Annotated in this window: 16 protein-coding genes; 5 read left to right on the forward strand and 11 right to left on the reverse strand. The window is 53.9% G+C overall.

The genetic code is table 11. From position 1 onward, the window contains the following. Genes etk through ACLHV8_RS14595 form a run of 3 tightly spaced genes read right to left on the reverse strand, consistent with a single transcriptional unit; the run spans position 1 to position 3,787 of the window. Positions 1 to 2,199 (reverse strand): tyrosine-protein kinase, encoded by a 2,199-nt coding sequence (gene etk / locus ACLHV8_RS14585; RefSeq protein ID WP_128347455.1) that lies wholly within the window; start codon positions 2,197 to 2,199, stop codon positions 1 to 3. Next, entirely contained in the window at positions 2,199 to 2,648 is a 450-nt protein-coding gene (locus ACLHV8_RS14590; protein WP_028016334.1) for a protein-tyrosine-phosphatase, read from the reverse strand. Before ACLHV8_RS14590 ends, etk begins: the two co-directional genes overlap by 1 nt. Further along, on the reverse strand, positions 2,648 to 3,787 hold the full coding sequence (locus tag ACLHV8_RS14595) for a polysaccharide export protein (RefSeq protein ID WP_410376974.1): 1,140 nt from the start codon (positions 3,785 to 3,787) through the stop codon (positions 2,648 to 2,650). The genes ACLHV8_RS14590 and ACLHV8_RS14595 overlap by 1 nt, the downstream gene beginning before the upstream one ends. 471 nt (positions 3,788 to 4,258) lie before the next feature. Between ACLHV8_RS14595 and ACLHV8_RS14600 the strand changes: the two genes are divergently transcribed. Next, the gene (locus tag ACLHV8_RS14600) at positions 4,259 to 4,591 is read left to right on the forward strand and encodes an RcnB family protein (protein WP_128347454.1); all 333 of its coding nucleotides are present in this window, start codon (positions 4,259 to 4,261) and stop codon (positions 4,589 to 4,591) included. Continuing rightward, complete coding sequence (locus tag ACLHV8_RS14605; RefSeq protein ID WP_208594237.1) at positions 4,542 to 5,021, forward strand: GNAT family N-acetyltransferase; 480 nt, start codon at positions 4,542 to 4,544, stop codon at positions 5,019 to 5,021. The genes ACLHV8_RS14600 and ACLHV8_RS14605 overlap by 50 nt, the downstream gene beginning before the upstream one ends. Before the next feature lie 93 nt (positions 5,022 to 5,114). Here the strand turns inward: ACLHV8_RS14605 and apbC are convergent, their stop codons facing one another. Continuing rightward, on the reverse strand, positions 5,115 to 6,224 hold the full coding sequence (gene apbC, locus ACLHV8_RS14610; protein WP_028016330.1) for an iron-sulfur cluster carrier protein ApbC: 1,110 nt from the start codon (positions 6,222 to 6,224) through the stop codon (positions 5,115 to 5,117). 137 nt (positions 6,225 to 6,361) lie between these two features. Here apbC and metG point away from each other — a divergent pair, with 137 nt between their 5' ends. Further along, on the forward strand, positions 6,362 to 8,395 hold the full coding sequence (gene metG, locus ACLHV8_RS14615) for a methionine--tRNA ligase (protein ID WP_028016329.1): 2,034 nt from the start codon (positions 6,362 to 6,364) through the stop codon (positions 8,393 to 8,395). Positions 8,396 to 8,426: 31 nt separating this feature from the next. Here metG and ACLHV8_RS14620 read toward each other — a convergent pair whose 3' ends face one another. The 3 genes from ACLHV8_RS14620 to ACLHV8_RS14630 are packed head-to-tail and all read right to left on the reverse strand — an operon-like array spanning position 8,427 to position 11,342. Beyond that, positions 8,427 to 8,897, reverse strand: a complete 471-nt coding sequence (locus ACLHV8_RS14620; protein WP_208594245.1) for a DUF1456 family protein — start codon at positions 8,895 to 8,897, stop codon at positions 8,427 to 8,429. 46 nt (positions 8,898 to 8,943) lie between these two features. Further along, the gene (btsR, locus tag ACLHV8_RS14625) at positions 8,944 to 9,663 is read right to left on the reverse strand and encodes a two-component system response regulator BtsR (RefSeq protein ID WP_024908144.1); all 720 of its coding nucleotides are present in this window, start codon (positions 9,661 to 9,663) and stop codon (positions 8,944 to 8,946) included. After that, on the reverse strand, positions 9,657 to 11,342 hold the full coding sequence (locus ACLHV8_RS14630) for a sensor histidine kinase (RefSeq protein WP_208594236.1): 1,686 nt from the start codon (positions 11,340 to 11,342) through the stop codon (positions 9,657 to 9,659). The genes btsR and ACLHV8_RS14630 overlap by 7 nt, the downstream gene beginning before the upstream one ends. Before the next feature lie 217 nt (positions 11,343 to 11,559). Here ACLHV8_RS14630 and mlrA point away from each other — a divergent pair, with 217 nt between their 5' ends. Beyond that, the gene (gene mlrA / locus ACLHV8_RS14635; protein ID WP_049008217.1) at positions 11,560 to 12,300 is read left to right on the forward strand and encodes an HTH-type transcriptional regulator MlrA; all 741 of its coding nucleotides are present in this window, start codon (positions 11,560 to 11,562) and stop codon (positions 12,298 to 12,300) included. Positions 12,301 to 12,369: 69 nt separating this feature from the next. Then, positions 12,370 to 12,483: a protein YohO gene (locus ACLHV8_RS14640; protein WP_008500895.1), complete on the forward strand. Its 114-nt coding sequence runs from the start codon at positions 12,370 to 12,372 to the stop codon at positions 12,481 to 12,483. Here the strand turns inward: ACLHV8_RS14640 and ACLHV8_RS14645 are convergent. From ACLHV8_RS14645 to ACLHV8_RS14660, 4 genes are read right to left on the reverse strand one after another with little or no spacing between them, the layout of a single operon-like run. Continuing rightward, on the reverse strand, positions 12,458 to 13,195 hold the full coding sequence (locus ACLHV8_RS14645; protein ID WP_028016326.1) for an ABC transporter permease: 738 nt from the start codon (positions 13,193 to 13,195) through the stop codon (positions 12,458 to 12,460). The genes ACLHV8_RS14640 and ACLHV8_RS14645 overlap by 26 nt on opposite strands. Next, complete coding sequence (locus tag ACLHV8_RS14650) at positions 13,179 to 14,129, reverse strand: ABC transporter ATP-binding protein (RefSeq protein ID WP_208594235.1); 951 nt, start codon at positions 14,127 to 14,129, stop codon at positions 13,179 to 13,181. The genes ACLHV8_RS14645 and ACLHV8_RS14650 overlap by 17 nt, the downstream gene beginning before the upstream one ends. Continuing rightward, positions 14,122 to 15,279: an ABC transporter permease gene (locus ACLHV8_RS14655; protein WP_108090790.1), complete on the reverse strand. Its 1,158-nt coding sequence runs from the start codon at positions 15,277 to 15,279 to the stop codon at positions 14,122 to 14,124. Before ACLHV8_RS14655 ends, ACLHV8_RS14650 begins: the two co-directional genes overlap by 8 nt. A 12-nt stretch (positions 15,280 to 15,291) precedes the next feature. Beyond that, positions 15,292 to 16,209 carry an ABC transporter substrate-binding protein gene (locus ACLHV8_RS14660; RefSeq protein WP_049008212.1) on the reverse strand — a complete coding sequence of 306 codons (918 nt, stop codon included), beginning with the start codon at positions 16,207 to 16,209 and terminating at the stop codon, positions 15,292 to 15,294. Between the last annotated feature and the right edge of the window lie 106 nt (positions 16,210 to 16,315).

A 16,315-nucleotide genomic window follows, 5' to 3' on the forward strand; every position in this document is an offset into this window, starting at 1 on the left:
TTAATCCTTGCGCGGTTGCCGTGTCGTGCTATGGCCATATTCGTATTGACCATAGCCTGAGTGGTAATACAGAGCTGCTGACTTCACCACGTCGTTCAGCACGGTCCCTTTTATGCACGCCCCCATTTGTTGCAGGCGCTTGATGCAGTTCTCCATCTCTTTCAGGCTGGTCTTGCCAAAGCGAGCAACCAGCAATGAAGTTGCAGCCACCCTGACTGCCACTGCGGCATCGGTAACAGCCAACACCGGCGGGGTATCAAGGATCACAAGGTCATAATGTTCATCTGCCCACGTCATTAACACTCTGAAGCGATCGCTCATCAGCAGTTCTGAAGGTTGCGATGGAACCGGCCCACAGGTCAGCACATCAATATTGCCTTTTTCATAGCGCTGAATCGCCTCCTGACACGCACATTTTCCGTCAAGCACCCCGGAAAGTCCGGTGTGGTTTTTTAAACCGAATACGTTATGGACATATCCCTCACGCATATCCGCGTCAATGAATAACACCCTGAGCCCGGCCTGTGCCTCAATCGCAGCCAGTGAGGTGCTGACCAGCGTTTTTCCGCAGTCCTGCGTCGGGCCAGAAATCATGACGATCCGGTTAGCGGCATCCTGCAACGTGAAATGCAAGCTGGTGCGTAACCCCCGCACAGCCTCAACAAAAATATCTGCGGGCCGGTCAACAGGCAGGAAAGGCACATCGGTAATCGTGTGACTCCAGCGCGAGCCAAATACTCTTTTCCTGTGCAGGTGCGTTTTTTTCCACAGCCACATCGAACGCGGCAAGGTAGCCATCACCTGAACTCCCAGCCCTTCAAGCTGCTCGGCGGTGTTGAGACCATGTCTGAGCGCAATGCGAACCAGCACCAGCCCCATTGAGAATATCAACCCCAGCAGGGCACCAAAAACAATAATCAGCGGCTTTCGCGGTTTAACAGGATCAGGTTGCGTCACAGCGCTGTCGATAATTCGCACGTTACCGATGGCGCTGGAACGTGAGATGTTCAACTCTTGCTGACGTGTGAGTAGCTGCAGGTAGATTGTCCGACCTGACTCCACATCCCGACTGAGGCGCAAAATGTCCTGTTGAGTCGAAGGCATGGCTGAGACACGCTGATTCAGGCGAACTTTCTCCTGTACCAGCGTCTGGCGTTTTTCACGCAATGCGCGGTAATTCGGGTGATCTTTCTTGAAGAGTTGAGAAATCTCCGCCTCACGAAACGTCAACTCGTTAAGCTGGTTTTCGATATTAACAATCTGTTCAAGAACCGATTTCGCTTCCAGCGAAAGATCGACCGAGTCACGCTGTTTGCGATACTGATTCAGCCGCTCTTCGGCCTGCTCGAGCTCGATTCTGATTTTAGGTAACTGCTGCTGTAAAAACGCAAGGCTTCGCGAATCCTGCGCTTCCTGACGGGCAATATTTTGCTGCAGGTAATTGTTGGCAATACGGTTGAGCACATGGGCAATACGATCAGGATCGTTGCCGGTCAGGGTGAGCGTCATTACTCCACTCTGTTTTGCCGATTCAACTACGCTAAATTGGTTGCTCAGCGCATTGATTGCCTCCAGACGGGAACAGGTTTGTAGCGTGAATTGCGTGCCCGTTGGGGCATTCAGTTTCGCCACCAGCAGGGAAATCCCATCTTTTTCAAAAGGTTTTCCCTCCCTACCCTCAGCATAAAAATTGTCGCCTTCCAGCCGGTATGCGCCTTTTTCCAGCACCGTGAGCAAAAGGGATCGTGGTTTTCCATCAACAAGTGGCAGTTGTAACCAACCAAGGGCGATCGTCGCTGGCTTACGGCCCTGCAACTGCGCCCACAACTGCCCTACGACAGGGAAAGTACGCCACGTCACGTGCTGCGTTAAACCTAATTCATCAACGGTAGCGCCCAGGATCATGCGCGATTTAAGCAGGAGTATTTCGGGTTCCACATCGGGAGACATCTCATTACCAAACTGTCTTAAATTTTTGAGCAGGCTATTATCCTGCTTTCCTTCCACCTGAATTAAGGCATCCGCGCGGTATACGGGCGTGGCCAAAAAAGCATACAGGCCTGCCAGCAAGGTAAAAATGACAGTCATCGATAAAATGACTGCACGATGATCGATCATTTCGCCGAGTAGACGAATGAGATCAATTTCATGATTTTCCGGTGTTGTGGCACCGTAACTGCCTGTTGTGTAAGACGACATTAACGCTTTATTCCTTGTTGACTCAATCGATGAGCCCATTCCTGGCTGGCTTTGCCCAGCAGTCCGAAAACATAGTCGAATGCTTCACGGCTTTTACGATAGGGATCGGGGATGTCCTGCGGCTCCAGCCATTGCCCAAAGAGCAGCGATTTGCCGCGAATTTCCGGGGCTATGGCAGAGATAAAGCGAAGATGAGCAGGTTCCATCACCAGAATAAGATCCGATTCCCGCATGATCTGCGGAGTTAATTTGCGCGCGCGATGTTCACCGAGTGAGAGCCCATGTCGCCCGGCCACGTCCTGAGCGTGGATATCCGCCGGGCTTCCTTCCAGCCCAAATATGCCTGCCGAGGTGATCTGTTTTCCCGGTAGCAACTGGCGTAACAACTGCTCTCCAATCGGTGAGCGACAAATATTGCCGGTGCAAACCACTAAGATGGAATCGAACATTATTGCGGCCACGATCTGATGTAACGGACCGTTTCGGTCAGATCATGAACACCGCTGATGGTCGGCACGAGCTGAGTAATGACGCGATTCCAGCGCGACAGCGGAGCCGTGGTGACATAAACAATGTCGTAGGGTTCAAGCTGGAATTCGGTGCCCAACACCATCGCAGAGGCATCCTGCGCATTAAGCTGATAAATGTTGGCGATTTTTCCCGCATTGTTGCCTTTAGCAATGGAGCGAATGACAAAAATACCCGTCGCATCGGCCATGTCCTGGTTCAACCCGCCCACATTGCTCAGCGCTTCGGCAAGGGTCATCCCACTCCTGTCCATCTTCAGCGTGCTCTGCTTAATCACTTCCCCCATCACAAAGACTTTCAGTGCGTCATTGCGTGGAACAAAAAGAATATCGCCCGGGTAGAGCAGCTTATTTTGCGTCAGGTCGCCGTGCTGCATCAGCGCGTACAGAGAGAGGTGTAAATCTTTCCCCTCGTGAGTGAGAACCACATTGCGCCAGTCAGCGTCAGCAGAAAGCCCACCCGCCGCGTTGACGGCATCCATAACCGTCATTGGAATATTAGTGATAGCCTGCTGGCCAGATTTGGCGACTTCGCCAGTGACATAAGCTTTTTGCGAGCGGAAGGACGCCACGCTGACATCCACCTGCGGGCTTTCGATAACGCTCTCCAGTCGTGTGGCGATCTCCTCTCTCACTTCAGAGACCGTTTTTCCCGCCACAGTGACCTTTCCGACATAGGGATAAAAGAGGGTACCATCCGCGTTCACCCAGTTACCGGCATCACTGGCACTACGATATTGCCCAGCCGGTGTTGTCAGTTCAGGGTGATCCCAAACGGTAACGGTTAAAACATCACCTGCTCCAATGCGGTATTCCCAGTTTCTGAGCTGCTCATCCAGCTTAGGATTTGGCTGAGATTTCACGACGGCGGGACGCAATTTTTCAATCAGGGAAGGGGTAAGTGGATAAAGATCCACACGCTTATCAACATTATTATATTCATCACCCGTCGTGATGATATTTTTCCCTGATGAGCTTAATGCTTGCCCGGGAGAAAATACACAGCCAGTCAACTGACTTATCGCTAAGAATATTACAAATAGTGTAGTTGTGTTTTTCATTAAAATTAATTTATGATTCATGAGCACAACAAACGTATAACAGAAAATTCAGGAAGAATTACTGAACCCATCAACGCTCTGTTTTTCATGCAGTTAAATAAAAAAACACATCATCGAATGATGCGCTGGATTAATTTAAGAAACGGAAGGAAGTTGAATTGAAAATTAAACCGCTCCGCTTTTATAAGTTTAATTTGTCTTTAAAAAAAACGCATGTCTTTCAGATCACAAACTTAGAGTAAATTTATACTTTCAGAATTAATTAAAAAACACATTTCTGTACTGAATTGCTTTTAGGAAATATCATTCATAAGCAAAATGGTATTAACCATTTGATCTACACAAAATCGTCCACTTTTGTTACATTTTTTTTCTAACAGGGTCTGCTGGGATACTTAAAATAGGCTGTCTGCCACATCGTCATCACTACAGCAGGCTGAGAGTATCAGTAACGATATAACTGGAGAAAAAATGGCTAAGCGTACATGGCTACTTCTGGGTGTAATAATGTCTCTTGCGAGTGCGGCTTCAGCAGCCCCGCAAACAGCGTCAGCGTCTGGCGGCATCAAAGCTTATGAAGAACAAGAGTTCATCGCTGATTTCACGAAGTTCAAAATTGGCGACACCGCACCTGCGCAGTATCAAACGCCCGAGTACACCATCAAACAGTACCAGTTGCGTAACCTCCCGGCACCGGATGCCGGTACACACTGGACCTATATGGGCGAGAATTACGTCCTGATCGGTGATACTGATGGCAAAATCTACAAAGCCTATAACGGAGATATCTTCTATCATCGCTGATTCGATCCTGATTCGCCCGTGGCAGGAGAGCGATCGCCCTTTCCTGCGCACGCTCTACCTCCACGCCCGGCGTGAAGCCTGGCCGTGGCTGGACAATTCACAGTGGCAGCTTGAAGACTTTGATGCAGCAACCCGTGACGAAGTAATTTGGGTCGCCGTGCAGAACGGTCATCGCCTGGGTTTTGCTTCAGTCTGGACGAACGATAATTTCCTGCACAACCTGTTTGTTGACCCGCAGTATCAGAGCCTTGGAGTCGGACACTTGCTCCTGGAGCAGGTGCAGAAGACGTTTGCCAGCTCAGGTTCGCTTAAGTGTCTGGAGAAGAATTCGCGGGCTGTTGCGTTTTACCAGCGACACGGCTGGCACATTGAGTCGAAGGGAATTTCTCCGGACGGAGAGTACTATCTGATGCATTACCGGCTTGGGTAAAGTCAGGTGGCGCTACGCTTACCTGACCTACAAAACCGTATTCCGTAGGCCGGGTAAGGCGAAACCGCCACCCGGCAATTCGGAGCTGGGAACTTACACCGCGCGGAACGCGATATCACCCGGTATCACTTCACCCTGCCAGTAAAGCTGCGCTGCAACGCGCCCCGCCAGCTGGCGATACATCTCAGCAAATTCGCTGTCCGGACGGCTGACGACCGTCGGTTTTCCGCTGTCGAGATCCTCACGCAGAGTGATATGCAGCGGCATCTGGCCAAGCAGTTGGGTGTGATATTTCGCGGCCAGTTTTTCTGCCCCACCCGTACCAAAGATCGGTTCGTGGTGACCGCAGTTGCTGCAGATGTGCATGCTCATGTTTTCAACAATACCGAGCACCGGCACTTCCACTTTCTCGAACATCACGATGCCTTTTTTGGCGTCGATCAGCGCGATATCCTGCGGCGTGGTCACCACAACCGCTCCCGTAACCGGAATATTCTGCGCCAGCGTGAGCTGAATATCACCGGTCCCCGGCGGCATATCCAGCACCAGATAATCCAGATCCGGCCACATCGTCTCCTGCAGCATCTGCATCAGCGCTTTGCTGGCCATCGGGCCACGCCAGACCATGGCGTTATCATCGGTGACCAGATACCCAATGGAGTTGGTCGCCAGGCCATGAGCCATGATGGGGGCCATGTGAGTGCCATCCGGCGAGGTTGGACGCTGGTTTTCCGCCCCCAGCATGTTTGGAATAGAAGGCCCGTAGATATCGGCATCAAGAATACCGACCTTTGCCCCTTCTGCCGCCAGCGCCAGCGCCAGGTTAACCGCGGTGGAGGATTTACCTACCCCGCCTTTGCCTGAACTTACGGCAATTATATTTTTCACACCGTTCACGCCCGGCTGGTTTTTCACCCGCTTCAGGGTAGCGATGCTGTGGGTCAGCTTCCAGTCAATCGCTTTTGCACCGGTAATGCGCAGCAGTTCAGAGCTGGTTTGCTCTTTCAACGCGTCAAATGCGCTGCTCCAGACGAACGGCATCTGCAACTCAATGTGCAGGGTATCGTCCAGCCAAGCGACGTGGTGCAACGCTTTCAGCGTCGTAAGATTATGTTTCAGGGTTGGATGCTGAAAGTTAGCCAGCGTCCCGGCGACCATTGCTCGTAAGGCTTCCGGTGATTTGGCCTGGGATTGAGAACTCATCCCGACTCCTTTGTTCTTGTGAATAAGACCTTAGATGAACAAGTTTACCTGAAAGGCCGTGGTTTGTGCTTACTTAATAATGCCCCTTTTGGTAATATCAAAAACCCTTTTCACAGTTAAAAGAAGTAATGCCTACTATGACTCAAGTCGCGAAGAAAATTCTGGTAACGTGCGCACTGCCGTACGCCAACGGCTCAATCCACCTCGGCCACATGCTGGAGCATATCCAGGCTGATGTCTGGGTCCGTTACCAGCGAATGCGCGGCCACGAGGTTAATTTCATCTGTGCGGATGATGCCCACGGCACGCCGATCATGCTGAAAGCTCAGCAACTGGGGATTTCCCCGGAGCAGATGATTGCCGAAATGAGTCAGGAGCATCAGACTGATTTTGCTGGCTTTGACATCAGCTACGACAACTATCACTCCACGCACAGCGACGAAAACCGTGAGCTGTCGGAGCTGATCTACACGCGTCTGAAAGAGAACGGTTTTATCAAAAACCGCACCATCTCCCAGCTGTACGATCCGGAAAAAGGCATGTTCCTGCCGGACCGTTTCGTCAAAGGCACCTGTCCAAAATGTAAATCCCCGGACCAGTACGGCGATAACTGCGAAGTGTGCGGCGCGACCTACAGCCCGACCGAGCTTATCGAGCCGAAATCCGTGGTGTCCGGCGCAACGCCTGTGATGCGTGACTCCGAGCACTTCTTCTTCGACCTGCCATCCTTCAGTGAAATGCTGCAGGCATGGACCCGCAGCGGCGCGCTGCAGGAGCAGGTAGCGAACAAGATGCAGGAGTGGTTCGAGTCCGGTCTGCAGCAGTGGGATATCTCCCGCGATGCACCGTACTTTGGTTTCGAAATTCCGAATGCACCGGGTAAATATTTCTACGTCTGGCTGGACGCGCCAATCGGCTACATGGGCTCCTTCAAGAACCTGTGCGACAAGCGTGGCGATACCGTCAGCTTCGACGAATACTGGAAGAAAGATTCCACAGCCGAGCTGTATCACTTCATCGGTAAAGACATCGTTTACTTCCACAGCCTGTTCTGGCCAGCAATGCTGGAAGGCAGCAACTTCCGCAAGCCGACCAATTTGTTCGTACACGGCTACGTGACGGTAAACGGCGCGAAGATGTCCAAGTCCCGCGGGACGTTCATCAAAGCCAGCACCTGGCTGAACCACTTCGATGCGGACAGCCTGCGCTACTACTACACCGCGAAGCTCTCTTCCCGCATCGACGATATCGACCTGAACCTGGAAGATTTCGTGCAGCGCGTGAACGCCGACATCGTCAACAAAGTGGTGAACCTGGCATCCCGTAACGCGGGCTTTATCGCCAAGCGTTTTGACGGCGTGATGGCAGCCGAACTGGCTGACCCTGCCCTGTACAAAACCTTCACCGATGCCGCAGCCACCATTGGCGAAGCGTGGGAAGCGCGTGAGTTCGGTAAAGCCGTGCGTGAAATTATGGCACTGGCAGACCTGGCTAACCGCTATGTGGACGAGCAGGCTCCGTGGGTTGTGGCGAAACAGGAAGGCCGTGATGCCGATCTGCAGGCTATCTGCTCCATGGGGATCAACCTGTTCCGCGTACTGATGACGTACCTGAAGCCGGTTCTGCCACAGCTTGCTGCACGTGCAGAAGCGTTCCTGAACACTGAACTGACCTGGGATGCGATTGCTCAGCCGCTGCTCGGCCACAAGGTGAACACCTTTAAAGCGCTGTACAACCGCATCGAGATGAAGCAGGTTGAAGCGCTGGTTGAAGCTTCGAAAGAAGAGGTGAAAGCCGCTGCTGCGCCGGTTACCGGCCCGCTGGCTGACGATCCGATTCAGGACACCATCACCTTTGATGATTTCGCGAAAGTTGACCTGCGCGTGGCGCTGATTGAAAACGCGGAGTTTGTGGATGGCTCCGATAAACTGCTGCGTCTGACGCTGGATCTGGGCGGCGAGAAACGTAATGTCTTCTCGGGTATTCGTTCTGCGTATCCAGACCCACAGGTGCTGATTGGCCGCCAGACGGTCATGGTGGCTAACCTGGCACCACGCAAAATGCGCTTTGGTATTTCTGAAGGCATGGTGATGGCCGCAGGCCCTGGCGGGAAAGATATCTTCCTGTTAAGTCCTGACGAAGGCGCGAAGCCTGGTCAGCAGGTGAAATAACAAAAAAGCCGGAGATAATCTCCGGCTTTTTTTATGGCTTCGCGCTGTGTATGCGATTCGTCAGCCCGCGCAAGAAATAGCGCATAAACTGGTCTCCGCACTCGCGATAGTTCTTATGGTCCGGGGCACGCATCATGGCGGTGATCTCTGGCATCGAGACGCGGAATTTCTGCTCGGTCATGATCGCCAGGATATCGTCAGTCTTCAGTGAAAACGCAATACGCAGCTTTTTCAGCACCGTATTGTTGTTTACGCGACGCTCCAGCGCCAGCTCTGGCGCAGACTCATCTTTACCGCGCTTGTCATAGATCAGGCCGTTCAGGAAGCCAGACAGAATAATGTCCGGGCAGCGGACAAAGCCCTCTTCGTCTTCTTTGGTCATCCAGGTATCGAAACCGGCCGACGTGGACTCCATGTCGGAGAGCGCAAGAATGCGCACCATGTCGTTATTATTCGCTTTCAGGATGTAGCGCAAGCTACGGAGAATATCGTTACTGAGCATAGAGCCTTCGAATGTCGATGATGCAATGGCGCGCAGTGTACCAGCTTTACAGGCCAATCGCCTCTTTCAAACTCTTCAGGTAGCGACGGCTAACCGGCACCGTTTGCCCGGCGCGCAGCACCAGCTCTGCCTGACCGTTGTCTTCCAGGCGGATCTCTTTCAGGTGCGCCATATTGACCAGATACTGGCGATGGCAGCGAATGAGCGGCGTGCGGCTCTCCAGCGTCCGCAAGGTCAACTCGGTAAACCCTTCATTTCCTTCCGCACTGGTGACAAATACGCCGCTCAGGCGGCTGCTGACAAATGCCACATCATCCATCTGCAAAAGATAAATCCGGCTGTGTCCGGTGCAGGGGATAAACTTCAGCGGCTGCTGGTTCTCGGGCAACAGCGTGACATCCTGAACGGTACGCTCCTGGCGTAATCGGGTCAGGGTCTTTTCCAGCCGCTTCTCTTCAATTGGCTTGAGTAAATAATCAAACGCGTGCTCCTCAAAGGCTTTAACGGCATATTCGTCGAATGCGGTTAAAAACACGATGTAGGGACGATGCTCCGGATCGAGCATCCCGACCATCTCCAGCCCGCTGATTCGGGGCATCTGAATGTCGAGGAACAGCACGTCCGGGCGCAGTTTGTGGACAGCACCGATAGCCTCAATGGCGTTCGCACACTCACCCACAATCTCAATATCAGGCTGTTCCTGCAGCAGAACGCGCAGGTTTTCCCGTGCCAGCGGCTCGTCATCCACAATCAGCACTCTTAACATGCGTTCTCCTCCAGCGGCAGTCGTACGGTAATTCGGGTAAATCGATCGGGCTCACAGGCGACGGTGATGCCGCAGTCATCGCCAAAATGGGCACGCAGACGTTTATCTACCAGACTCATCCCTAAACCTCCTGTAGCGGAAGGCTGGTAAAGCCCGGCGTTATCTTCGATATCGAGCACCAGATGATGATTAAAACGGCTGGCGGAAATAGTGACCTCCCCGATACCCAGAAGCTGTGAGGTACCGTGTTTGATGGCATTTTCTACAATAGGCTGCAGGGTAAAAGCAGGAAGATGTTGATGGGCCAGCTCATCCGGGACGGAGAGCGACACCTGCAGGCGCGACTGGAAACGTGCCTGCTCAATCTGTAGATAAGCATTAACGTGCTCAATCTCATCGGCCAGGGTCACGATCTCAGAAGGACGCTTCAGGTTCTTACGGAAAAAGGTCGACAGAAACTGCACCAGCTGCGCGGCCTGATCGCTGTCGCGGCGGATGACCGCTTTAAGCGTATTAAGGGCGTTAAACAGGAAGTGCGGGTTCACCTGAGCATGCAGGAGTTTTATCTCTGACTGGGTCAGCAACGCCTTCTGGCGCTCATACTGCCCGGCCAGGATCTGTGCGGAAAGCAACTGGGCGATCCCCTCCCCCAGCGTGCGGTTGATGGAACTGAACAGGCGATTTTTCGCTTCATACAGTTTGATGGTACCCATCACTCTCTGGTTTTCTCCGCGCAACGGAATGACCAGCGTAGAACCCAGTTTGCACTGCGGATGCAGCGAACATCGATAAGGCACTTCGTTACCATCGGCATAAACCACTTCACCAGTTTCAATGGCGCGCAACGTATAGGCTGAGGAGATGGGTTTCCCGGGCAAATGGTGATCGTCCCCGGTACCGGTAAAAGCCAGCAGCCGCTCACGGTCTGTTATCGCCACGGCACCGATATCCAGCTCTTTATAGAGAACCAGCGCAACCTTCATGCTGTTTTCTTCGTTAAAGCCCTGGCGCAGGATCCCTTCCGTCGAAGCTGCAACCTTCAGCGCAGTTGCGGAAAACGCCGAGGTGTACTTCTCAAACATGGCACGTTTATCGAGCAAAATACGCATAAACAGCGCCGCCCCCACGGTGTTGGTCACCATCATCGGGGCGGCAATGCTGCTGACCAGGTGCAGCGCATCCTCAAACGGGCGGGCAATCAGCAAAATGATCGCCATCTGCGCCATTTCGGCGACAAAGGTAATCGCACCTGCGGTCAGTGGGCTGAAGACTTTATCCGGACGGCCACGTTTGATCAGATAGCTATGCACCAGGCCACCGAGCAGCCCTTCTACGATCGTGGAAATCATGCAACTGAGTGCCGTCATCCCGCCCATGGAATAGCGATGCAGGCCACCCGTTAAACCGACAAGACCACCGACGACGGGACCGCCAAGCAATCCCCCCATCACCGCGCCGATAGCGCGCGTATTAGCAATAGAATCTTCGATATGGAGGCCAAACCAGGTCCCCATAATGCAGAATATGGAAAATACCACGTAGCAGAGGAATTTGTGCGGCAGGCGGACGGTGACTTGCATCAGCGGAATAAACAGGCGCGTTTTGCTCATCAGCCAGGCGATGACAAGGAACACGCACATCTGCTGAAGCAACAGCAGCACCAGATTAAACTCGTACATACTCAAAACCGCACACGCTAAAAACGCGTAACATACACTGATAAGGGGCTACTTTCTTTGAAGCACCCCAAAAAAGCGCAAAATCGTGTCCGTTATCACACCTTTTTCTGAATATCGCGCATGCTTCGCATTGTTTGTTCAAAAATCAATCAATTCTTCCTGGTTCGGCAAAGTGGGTCTACATTTAAACTGGGAAAGCGTGAGCCAGGGGGCGAATATGGCGCTTTACACAATAGGTGAAGTAGCACTCCTTTGTGATATCAATCCCGTTACCCTACGGGCGTGGCAACGGCGGTATGGATTACTCAAGCCGCAAAGAACAGATGGCGGACATCGCCTTTTCAACGATGCCGATATCGACCGGATCCGTGAGATTAAAAGCTGGATCGACAACGGTGTGCAGGTTGGCAAAGTAAAGTCTCTGCTTTGCCAGGACGATCCTGACACACAACACCTCTGGCGCGAACAACAGGAAACCCTGCTAAGACTTCTGCAGGCAGGCAACCTGCAGCGCCTGCGCGCATGGATAAAAGAGCAAGGGCGCGATTATCCGGCACAAACGCTGATCACGCATCTTTTCATTCCGCTTCGCCGTCGTCTGCAGTGCCAACAGTCCACCCTGCAGGCGCTGCTCAGTATGCTTGATGGTGTGCTTATCAACTACATCGCCGTCTGCCTTGCCTCCGCGAAGAACAAGGCCGGGAAAGATGCGCTGGTGGTCGGCTGGAACGTGCACGATACCACCCGCCTGTGGCTGGAAGCCTGGATTGCGACGCAAAAGGGCTGGCGCGTGGATGTCCTTGCGCATTCGCTGGCGCAGCTGCGACCCGAATTTTTCGATGGTCAGACTCTGCTGGTCTGGTGTGGCGAAGTGCCATCCGCCTCGCAGCAACAGCTGCTGACGGAATGGCGTGAACATGGTTACCCGGTTTACTCACTTGGCCCGGATGAACCGTAACGGCATTTAATGGTTCATTAACAGCTGCGCTTCACCGTATAATTGTTCCGTTAACAACAGGAGCAGATGATGAAGGCAACCAAACTGGCCATTATTACCCTTTTTGTCCTGATGGCCGTGAGCGGTATCGGCGGCGTGATGCTGGCAGGATACTCGTTTATTGTTCGCGGCGGTGTCGGCTGAGGTGCAGCGTCAGCCGCTCAAAAACGCGATCGACGACGATCGCCGCCAGCGCGACCAGCACCGCCCCCTGCACAATATAGGCCGTATTAAACCCGCTTAAGCCGATTATAATCGGCGTTCCCAGCGTATTGGCTCCTACCGTCGACGCAATTGTTGCCGTTCCGATGTTGATAATGACCGACGTGCGGATCCCGGCAATAATAACGGGCGCCGCTAATGGCAATTCAACCTTACGTAGCTGCTGCCCGCGACTCATTCCCATCCCTTCAGCCACACTCAATACAGATGCCGGTACTGCCGCGATACCCGCCAGCGTGCCCTGCAGAATGGGCAATACGCCATATAAAATCAGCGCAATAATTGCCGGTTGCTGGCCAAAGCCCATGACCGGAACCGCTATCGCCAGCACCGCCACCGGCGGAAACGTCTGACCAATGGCCGCTATCGTCTCAACCAGCGGACGAAATTCCCGGCCTGCTGGACGTGTCACCGCAATGCCCGCCCCCACTCCCAGCACAACAGCAATAGCGCTTGAGAGGACCACCAGCCAGAGATGTGCCAGGGCAAGATTAATAAAGCTCTCCTGCTGATAGACCGGTCGTGGCAGCCCGGGAAAAAGGGTGCTGAACAGCGCCGCGCTGTGTGGCATCAGAAACAGTAAGGCGACAAAGATGGCTACCAGCCAGAGAAGCGGATCACGCAGTGTTTTCACGTATCACCTCCCCGGCCAGCAGATCGCGAAAATGCAAAGCACCACACGGCGCACCGCGGGCGTCCGCAACAGGTAGCACCTCACACTGACCCGCAACAAACGCGGAGAGCGCATCCCGCAGGCTCATCTGCTCCTGCAACGGTTCACCGCTCACCGGCGCATCTTCCCGACGCATATAGTCGCTGACCGTCCGCAAGGAGAGCAGCCTGACCCCCAGTTCACTACGGCCAAAAAACTCACGCACAAAATCACTTTTCGGATGGCTTAACAGTTCGAGCGGGCTCCCCTGCTGAACCACTTCGCCGTGATCCATCAGCACCAGATGGTCGGCCAGGCGCAGGGCTTCATCAATATCGTGCGTCACGAGAACGATCGTACGTCCGAGAATGCGGTGAATACGGGTCATTTCCGTTTGTAGCGCCCCGCGCGTGACCGGGTCAAGCGCACCAAAGGGTTCATCCATCAACAATACCTGTGGGTTGGCCGCCAGGGCGCGCGCTACCCCCACCCGCTGCTGCTGTCCCCCGGAAAGCTGGTGCGGATAGCGGTCACGCAGTGTGGACTCTAGCCCCAGTAGAGACATCAGTTCATCAACTCTGTCAGCTATTTTTGCCCGCGACCACTTCTCCAGCTGCAGCACAGTGGCAATGTTCTGCGCCACCGTCCAGTGCGGAAACAGGCCTATCGACTGAATGGCATATCCCATCCGGCGACGCAACTCCAGCACCGGCAGGCTGCGGATCTCCTCTCCGGCAAAGCGGATCAAACCGCTATCATGCTCAACCAGACGATTGATCATCTTCAGGGTGGTGGATTTTCCCGAGCCCGAGGTACCTATCAGCACGGAAAACGCACCCTCGGCAAAGTTCAGGTTCAGATGGCTTGCCGCCGGGCGTCCCGCAAAAGTTTTACTGACATCATGAAATTCAATCATTGGCTCTTCTCCTGAGCAGCGCGAGCCATAAGGCAAACAGCGCGTCGACAACAACCGCCAGCGCAATCGTAGGAACCACGCCTAATAACACCAGATCCAGGGCACTACTCAGCAGCCCCTGGAATACCAGCGCGCCGAAACCGCCCGCCCCAATCAGCGCCGCAATGACCGCCATGCCAACGGTTTGCACCGCCACTACCCGCAGGCTACGCAGCAGGAGAGGCAGTGCCAGCGGAAGCTGTATCTGCCAGAAACATTGTCTCGTGCTCATCCCCATCGCATGGGCGCTTTCCAGCACATCCGGGGCGACCTGACTTAAGCCCGCGACCACGCCGCGTACCAGCGGCAACAGTGCATACAACACCAGCGCGATCAGAGCGGGGGTTAATCCCGTACCGGCGATACCTATTGTTCCCAACACAGGAAATGACTTCACCAGCCCGGCCAGGGGGGCAATCAGCAGACCAAACAGCGCAACGGAAGGGATAGTCTGGATAACGTTCAGCACGGCAAAAACGCCCCCCTGACGTGAAGGGTGACGATAGCACCACATGCCCAACGGGATCCCGAGCAGGAGAGCCGGGAAGAGCGTCCCGAAGAGAATGGTCAGATGTTGCGTCAGGGCATCATCAAACACCTCCTGACGGTTGGCGTACTCCTTTAACAGCGAGAGATTATTCAGTTCGCCACTAAACAGCAGGAGCAATGGAATAACCCATATCTGTGCATTAAGCACCCAACGCCAGACGGACGCAGAGATGAGGCGACGTATAGCATCGCTGCAGGCGAGCAGGCACAACGCCAGCCACAGCCACAGGCCGCTCCCCACCGTTGTTCTTGCCAGCGGGCTTTCCGCCGAAGCCATATGCGTTGCCGCAAGCCCGGCTCCCCAGAAAAGGGTGATAAAAAGCCCTTCAGAGAGCAGCAACGTCAACCATTGTGCTGTACGACCTTGCCAGAGCGATAGCGCAACCCACGCCCCCGGTGCCACCGCAAGCAACCACGGTGTAAACGACCAGACTTCCCAGAGAGAACGCCCCTCCCCCGACATCAGGCGATTAGGGGCGACATTCACAAACGGTAACGCGACCGCTGCGATGGTCACACAGGCCAACAGCAGCAGGACGCGGTTATGACATTTTATTGGCACAGCCTTTTCCCGTTACTTCACAAGCCCTTGTTGTTTCAGGAAGTCGGCGGCCACTTTTTTGGCATCCAGCCCCTCGACGGCAATGCTGGCATTCAGCTGTTGCAGCGTTTTTTCATCCAGTTTTTCGAAAACAGGTTTGAGCCAGTCGGCAATCTCCGGGTAGGCTTTCAGCACTGCCTCACGTACCACCGGCGTCGGGGCATAAATCGGCTGCACGCCTTTTGGATCGGTCAGGGTTTGCAGGCCAAGTGCCGCGACCGGGCCGTCGGTACCGTAGGCCATGGCCGCGTTAACACCCGAAGTTTTCTGTGCAGCGGCTTTGATGGTCACCGCCGTATCGCCGCCTGCCAGAGAGAGCAGTTGCGCCTGGTCAAGCTTGAAGTCATAGGCTTTTTCGAACGCAGGCAGCGCATCAGGACGCTCGATAAACTCTGCCGACGCGGCAAGCTTAAAGTCGCCCTTCTCTTTCAGGTAGCGGCTGAGATCGGCCAGGGTAGTCAGCTTCCCTTTCTCCGCCACGTCTTTACGCACGGCGATAGTCCAGGTGTTGTTGGCCGGAGCCGGGGTCAGCCAGACCAGCTTGTTCTGTTCAGCGTCGAGCTTTTTGACTTTGTCATATCCGGCTTTGGCGTTTTTCCAGGCCGGATCGTTTTCATCTTTGAAGAAGAATGCGCCGTTGCCGGTGTATTCCGGGTAGATATCCAGCTCGCCGGAAGTAATCGCGCCGCGCACGACGGGCGTGGTGCCCAACTGGACTTTATTGACGGTTTTGACGCCGTGGCTTTCGAGCACCTGCAAAATGATATTGCCGAGCAGCGCGCCTTCGGTATCTATCTTTGAGCCCACTTTTACCGGCTCCGCCGCCTGTAAGGGCAGACTTATTGCCGCCAGCAACACCGCAGCTCCCAACATCCCCTTTGCAATCGTCATTCCGCTATCCTCATATTTTTTGCTGCCTTTTTCAGAGGCTTGAGAGAAAAGCGTAGCTTAAAACGGCGTGATTAACCGTCAAAATGCCTTTTTAGCATAAGATAAG

The sequence above is a fragment of the Enterobacter sp. CPE_E863 genome, from assembly GCF_046521465.1.
In the GTDB taxonomy this organism is placed as follows: domain Bacteria; phylum Pseudomonadota; class Gammaproteobacteria; order Enterobacterales; family Enterobacteriaceae; genus Enterobacter; species Enterobacter adelaidei.

Bases quoted from the DNA above. Each gene is read 5' to 3' on its own strand.
- ACLHV8_RS14605 (WP_208594237.1), top strand. From the start codon at position 4,542: ATGGCAAAATCTACAAAGCCTATAACGGAGATATCTTCTATCATCGCT.
- apbC (WP_028016330.1), bottom strand. From the start codon at position 6,224: ATGAGTTCTCAATCCCAGGCCAAATCACCGGAAGCCTTACGAGCAATG.
- ACLHV8_RS14660 (WP_049008212.1), bottom strand. From the start codon at position 16,209: ATGACGATTGCAAAGGGGATGTTGGGAGCTGCGGTGTTGCTGGCGGCA.
- ACLHV8_RS14600 (WP_128347454.1), top strand. From the start codon at position 4,259: ATGGCTAAGCGTACATGGCTACTTCTGGGTGTAATAATGTCTCTTGCG.
- ACLHV8_RS14595 (WP_410376974.1), bottom strand. From the start codon at position 3,787: ATGAAAAACACAACTACACTATTTGTAATATTCTTAGCGATAAGTCAG.
- ACLHV8_RS14640 (WP_008500895.1), top strand. From the start codon at position 12,370: ATGAAGGCAACCAAACTGGCCATTATTACCCTTTTTGTCCTGATGGCC.
- metG (WP_028016329.1), top strand. From the start codon at position 6,362: ATGACTCAAGTCGCGAAGAAAATTCTGGTAACGTGCGCACTGCCGTAC.
- btsR (WP_024908144.1), bottom strand. From the start codon at position 9,663: ATGTTAAGAGTGCTGATTGTGGATGACGAGCCGCTGGCACGGGAAAAC.
- ACLHV8_RS14650 (WP_208594235.1), bottom strand. From the start codon at position 14,129: ATGATTGAATTTCATGATGTCAGTAAAACTTTTGCGGGACGCCCGGCG.
- ACLHV8_RS14590 (WP_028016334.1), bottom strand. From the start codon at position 2,648: ATGTTCGATTCCATCTTAGTGGTTTGCACCGGCAATATTTGTCGCTCA.
- ACLHV8_RS14620 (WP_208594245.1), bottom strand. From the start codon at position 8,897: ATGCTCAGTAACGATATTCTCCGTAGCTTGCGCTACATCCTGAAAGCG.
- etk (WP_128347455.1), bottom strand. From the start codon at position 2,199: ATGTCGTCTTACACAACAGGCAGTTACGGTGCCACAACACCGGAAAAT.
- mlrA (WP_049008217.1), top strand. From the start codon at position 11,560: ATGGCGCTTTACACAATAGGTGAAGTAGCACTCCTTTGTGATATCAAT.
- ACLHV8_RS14630 (WP_208594236.1), bottom strand. From the start codon at position 11,342: ATGTACGAGTTTAATCTGGTGCTGCTGTTGCTTCAGCAGATGTGCGTG.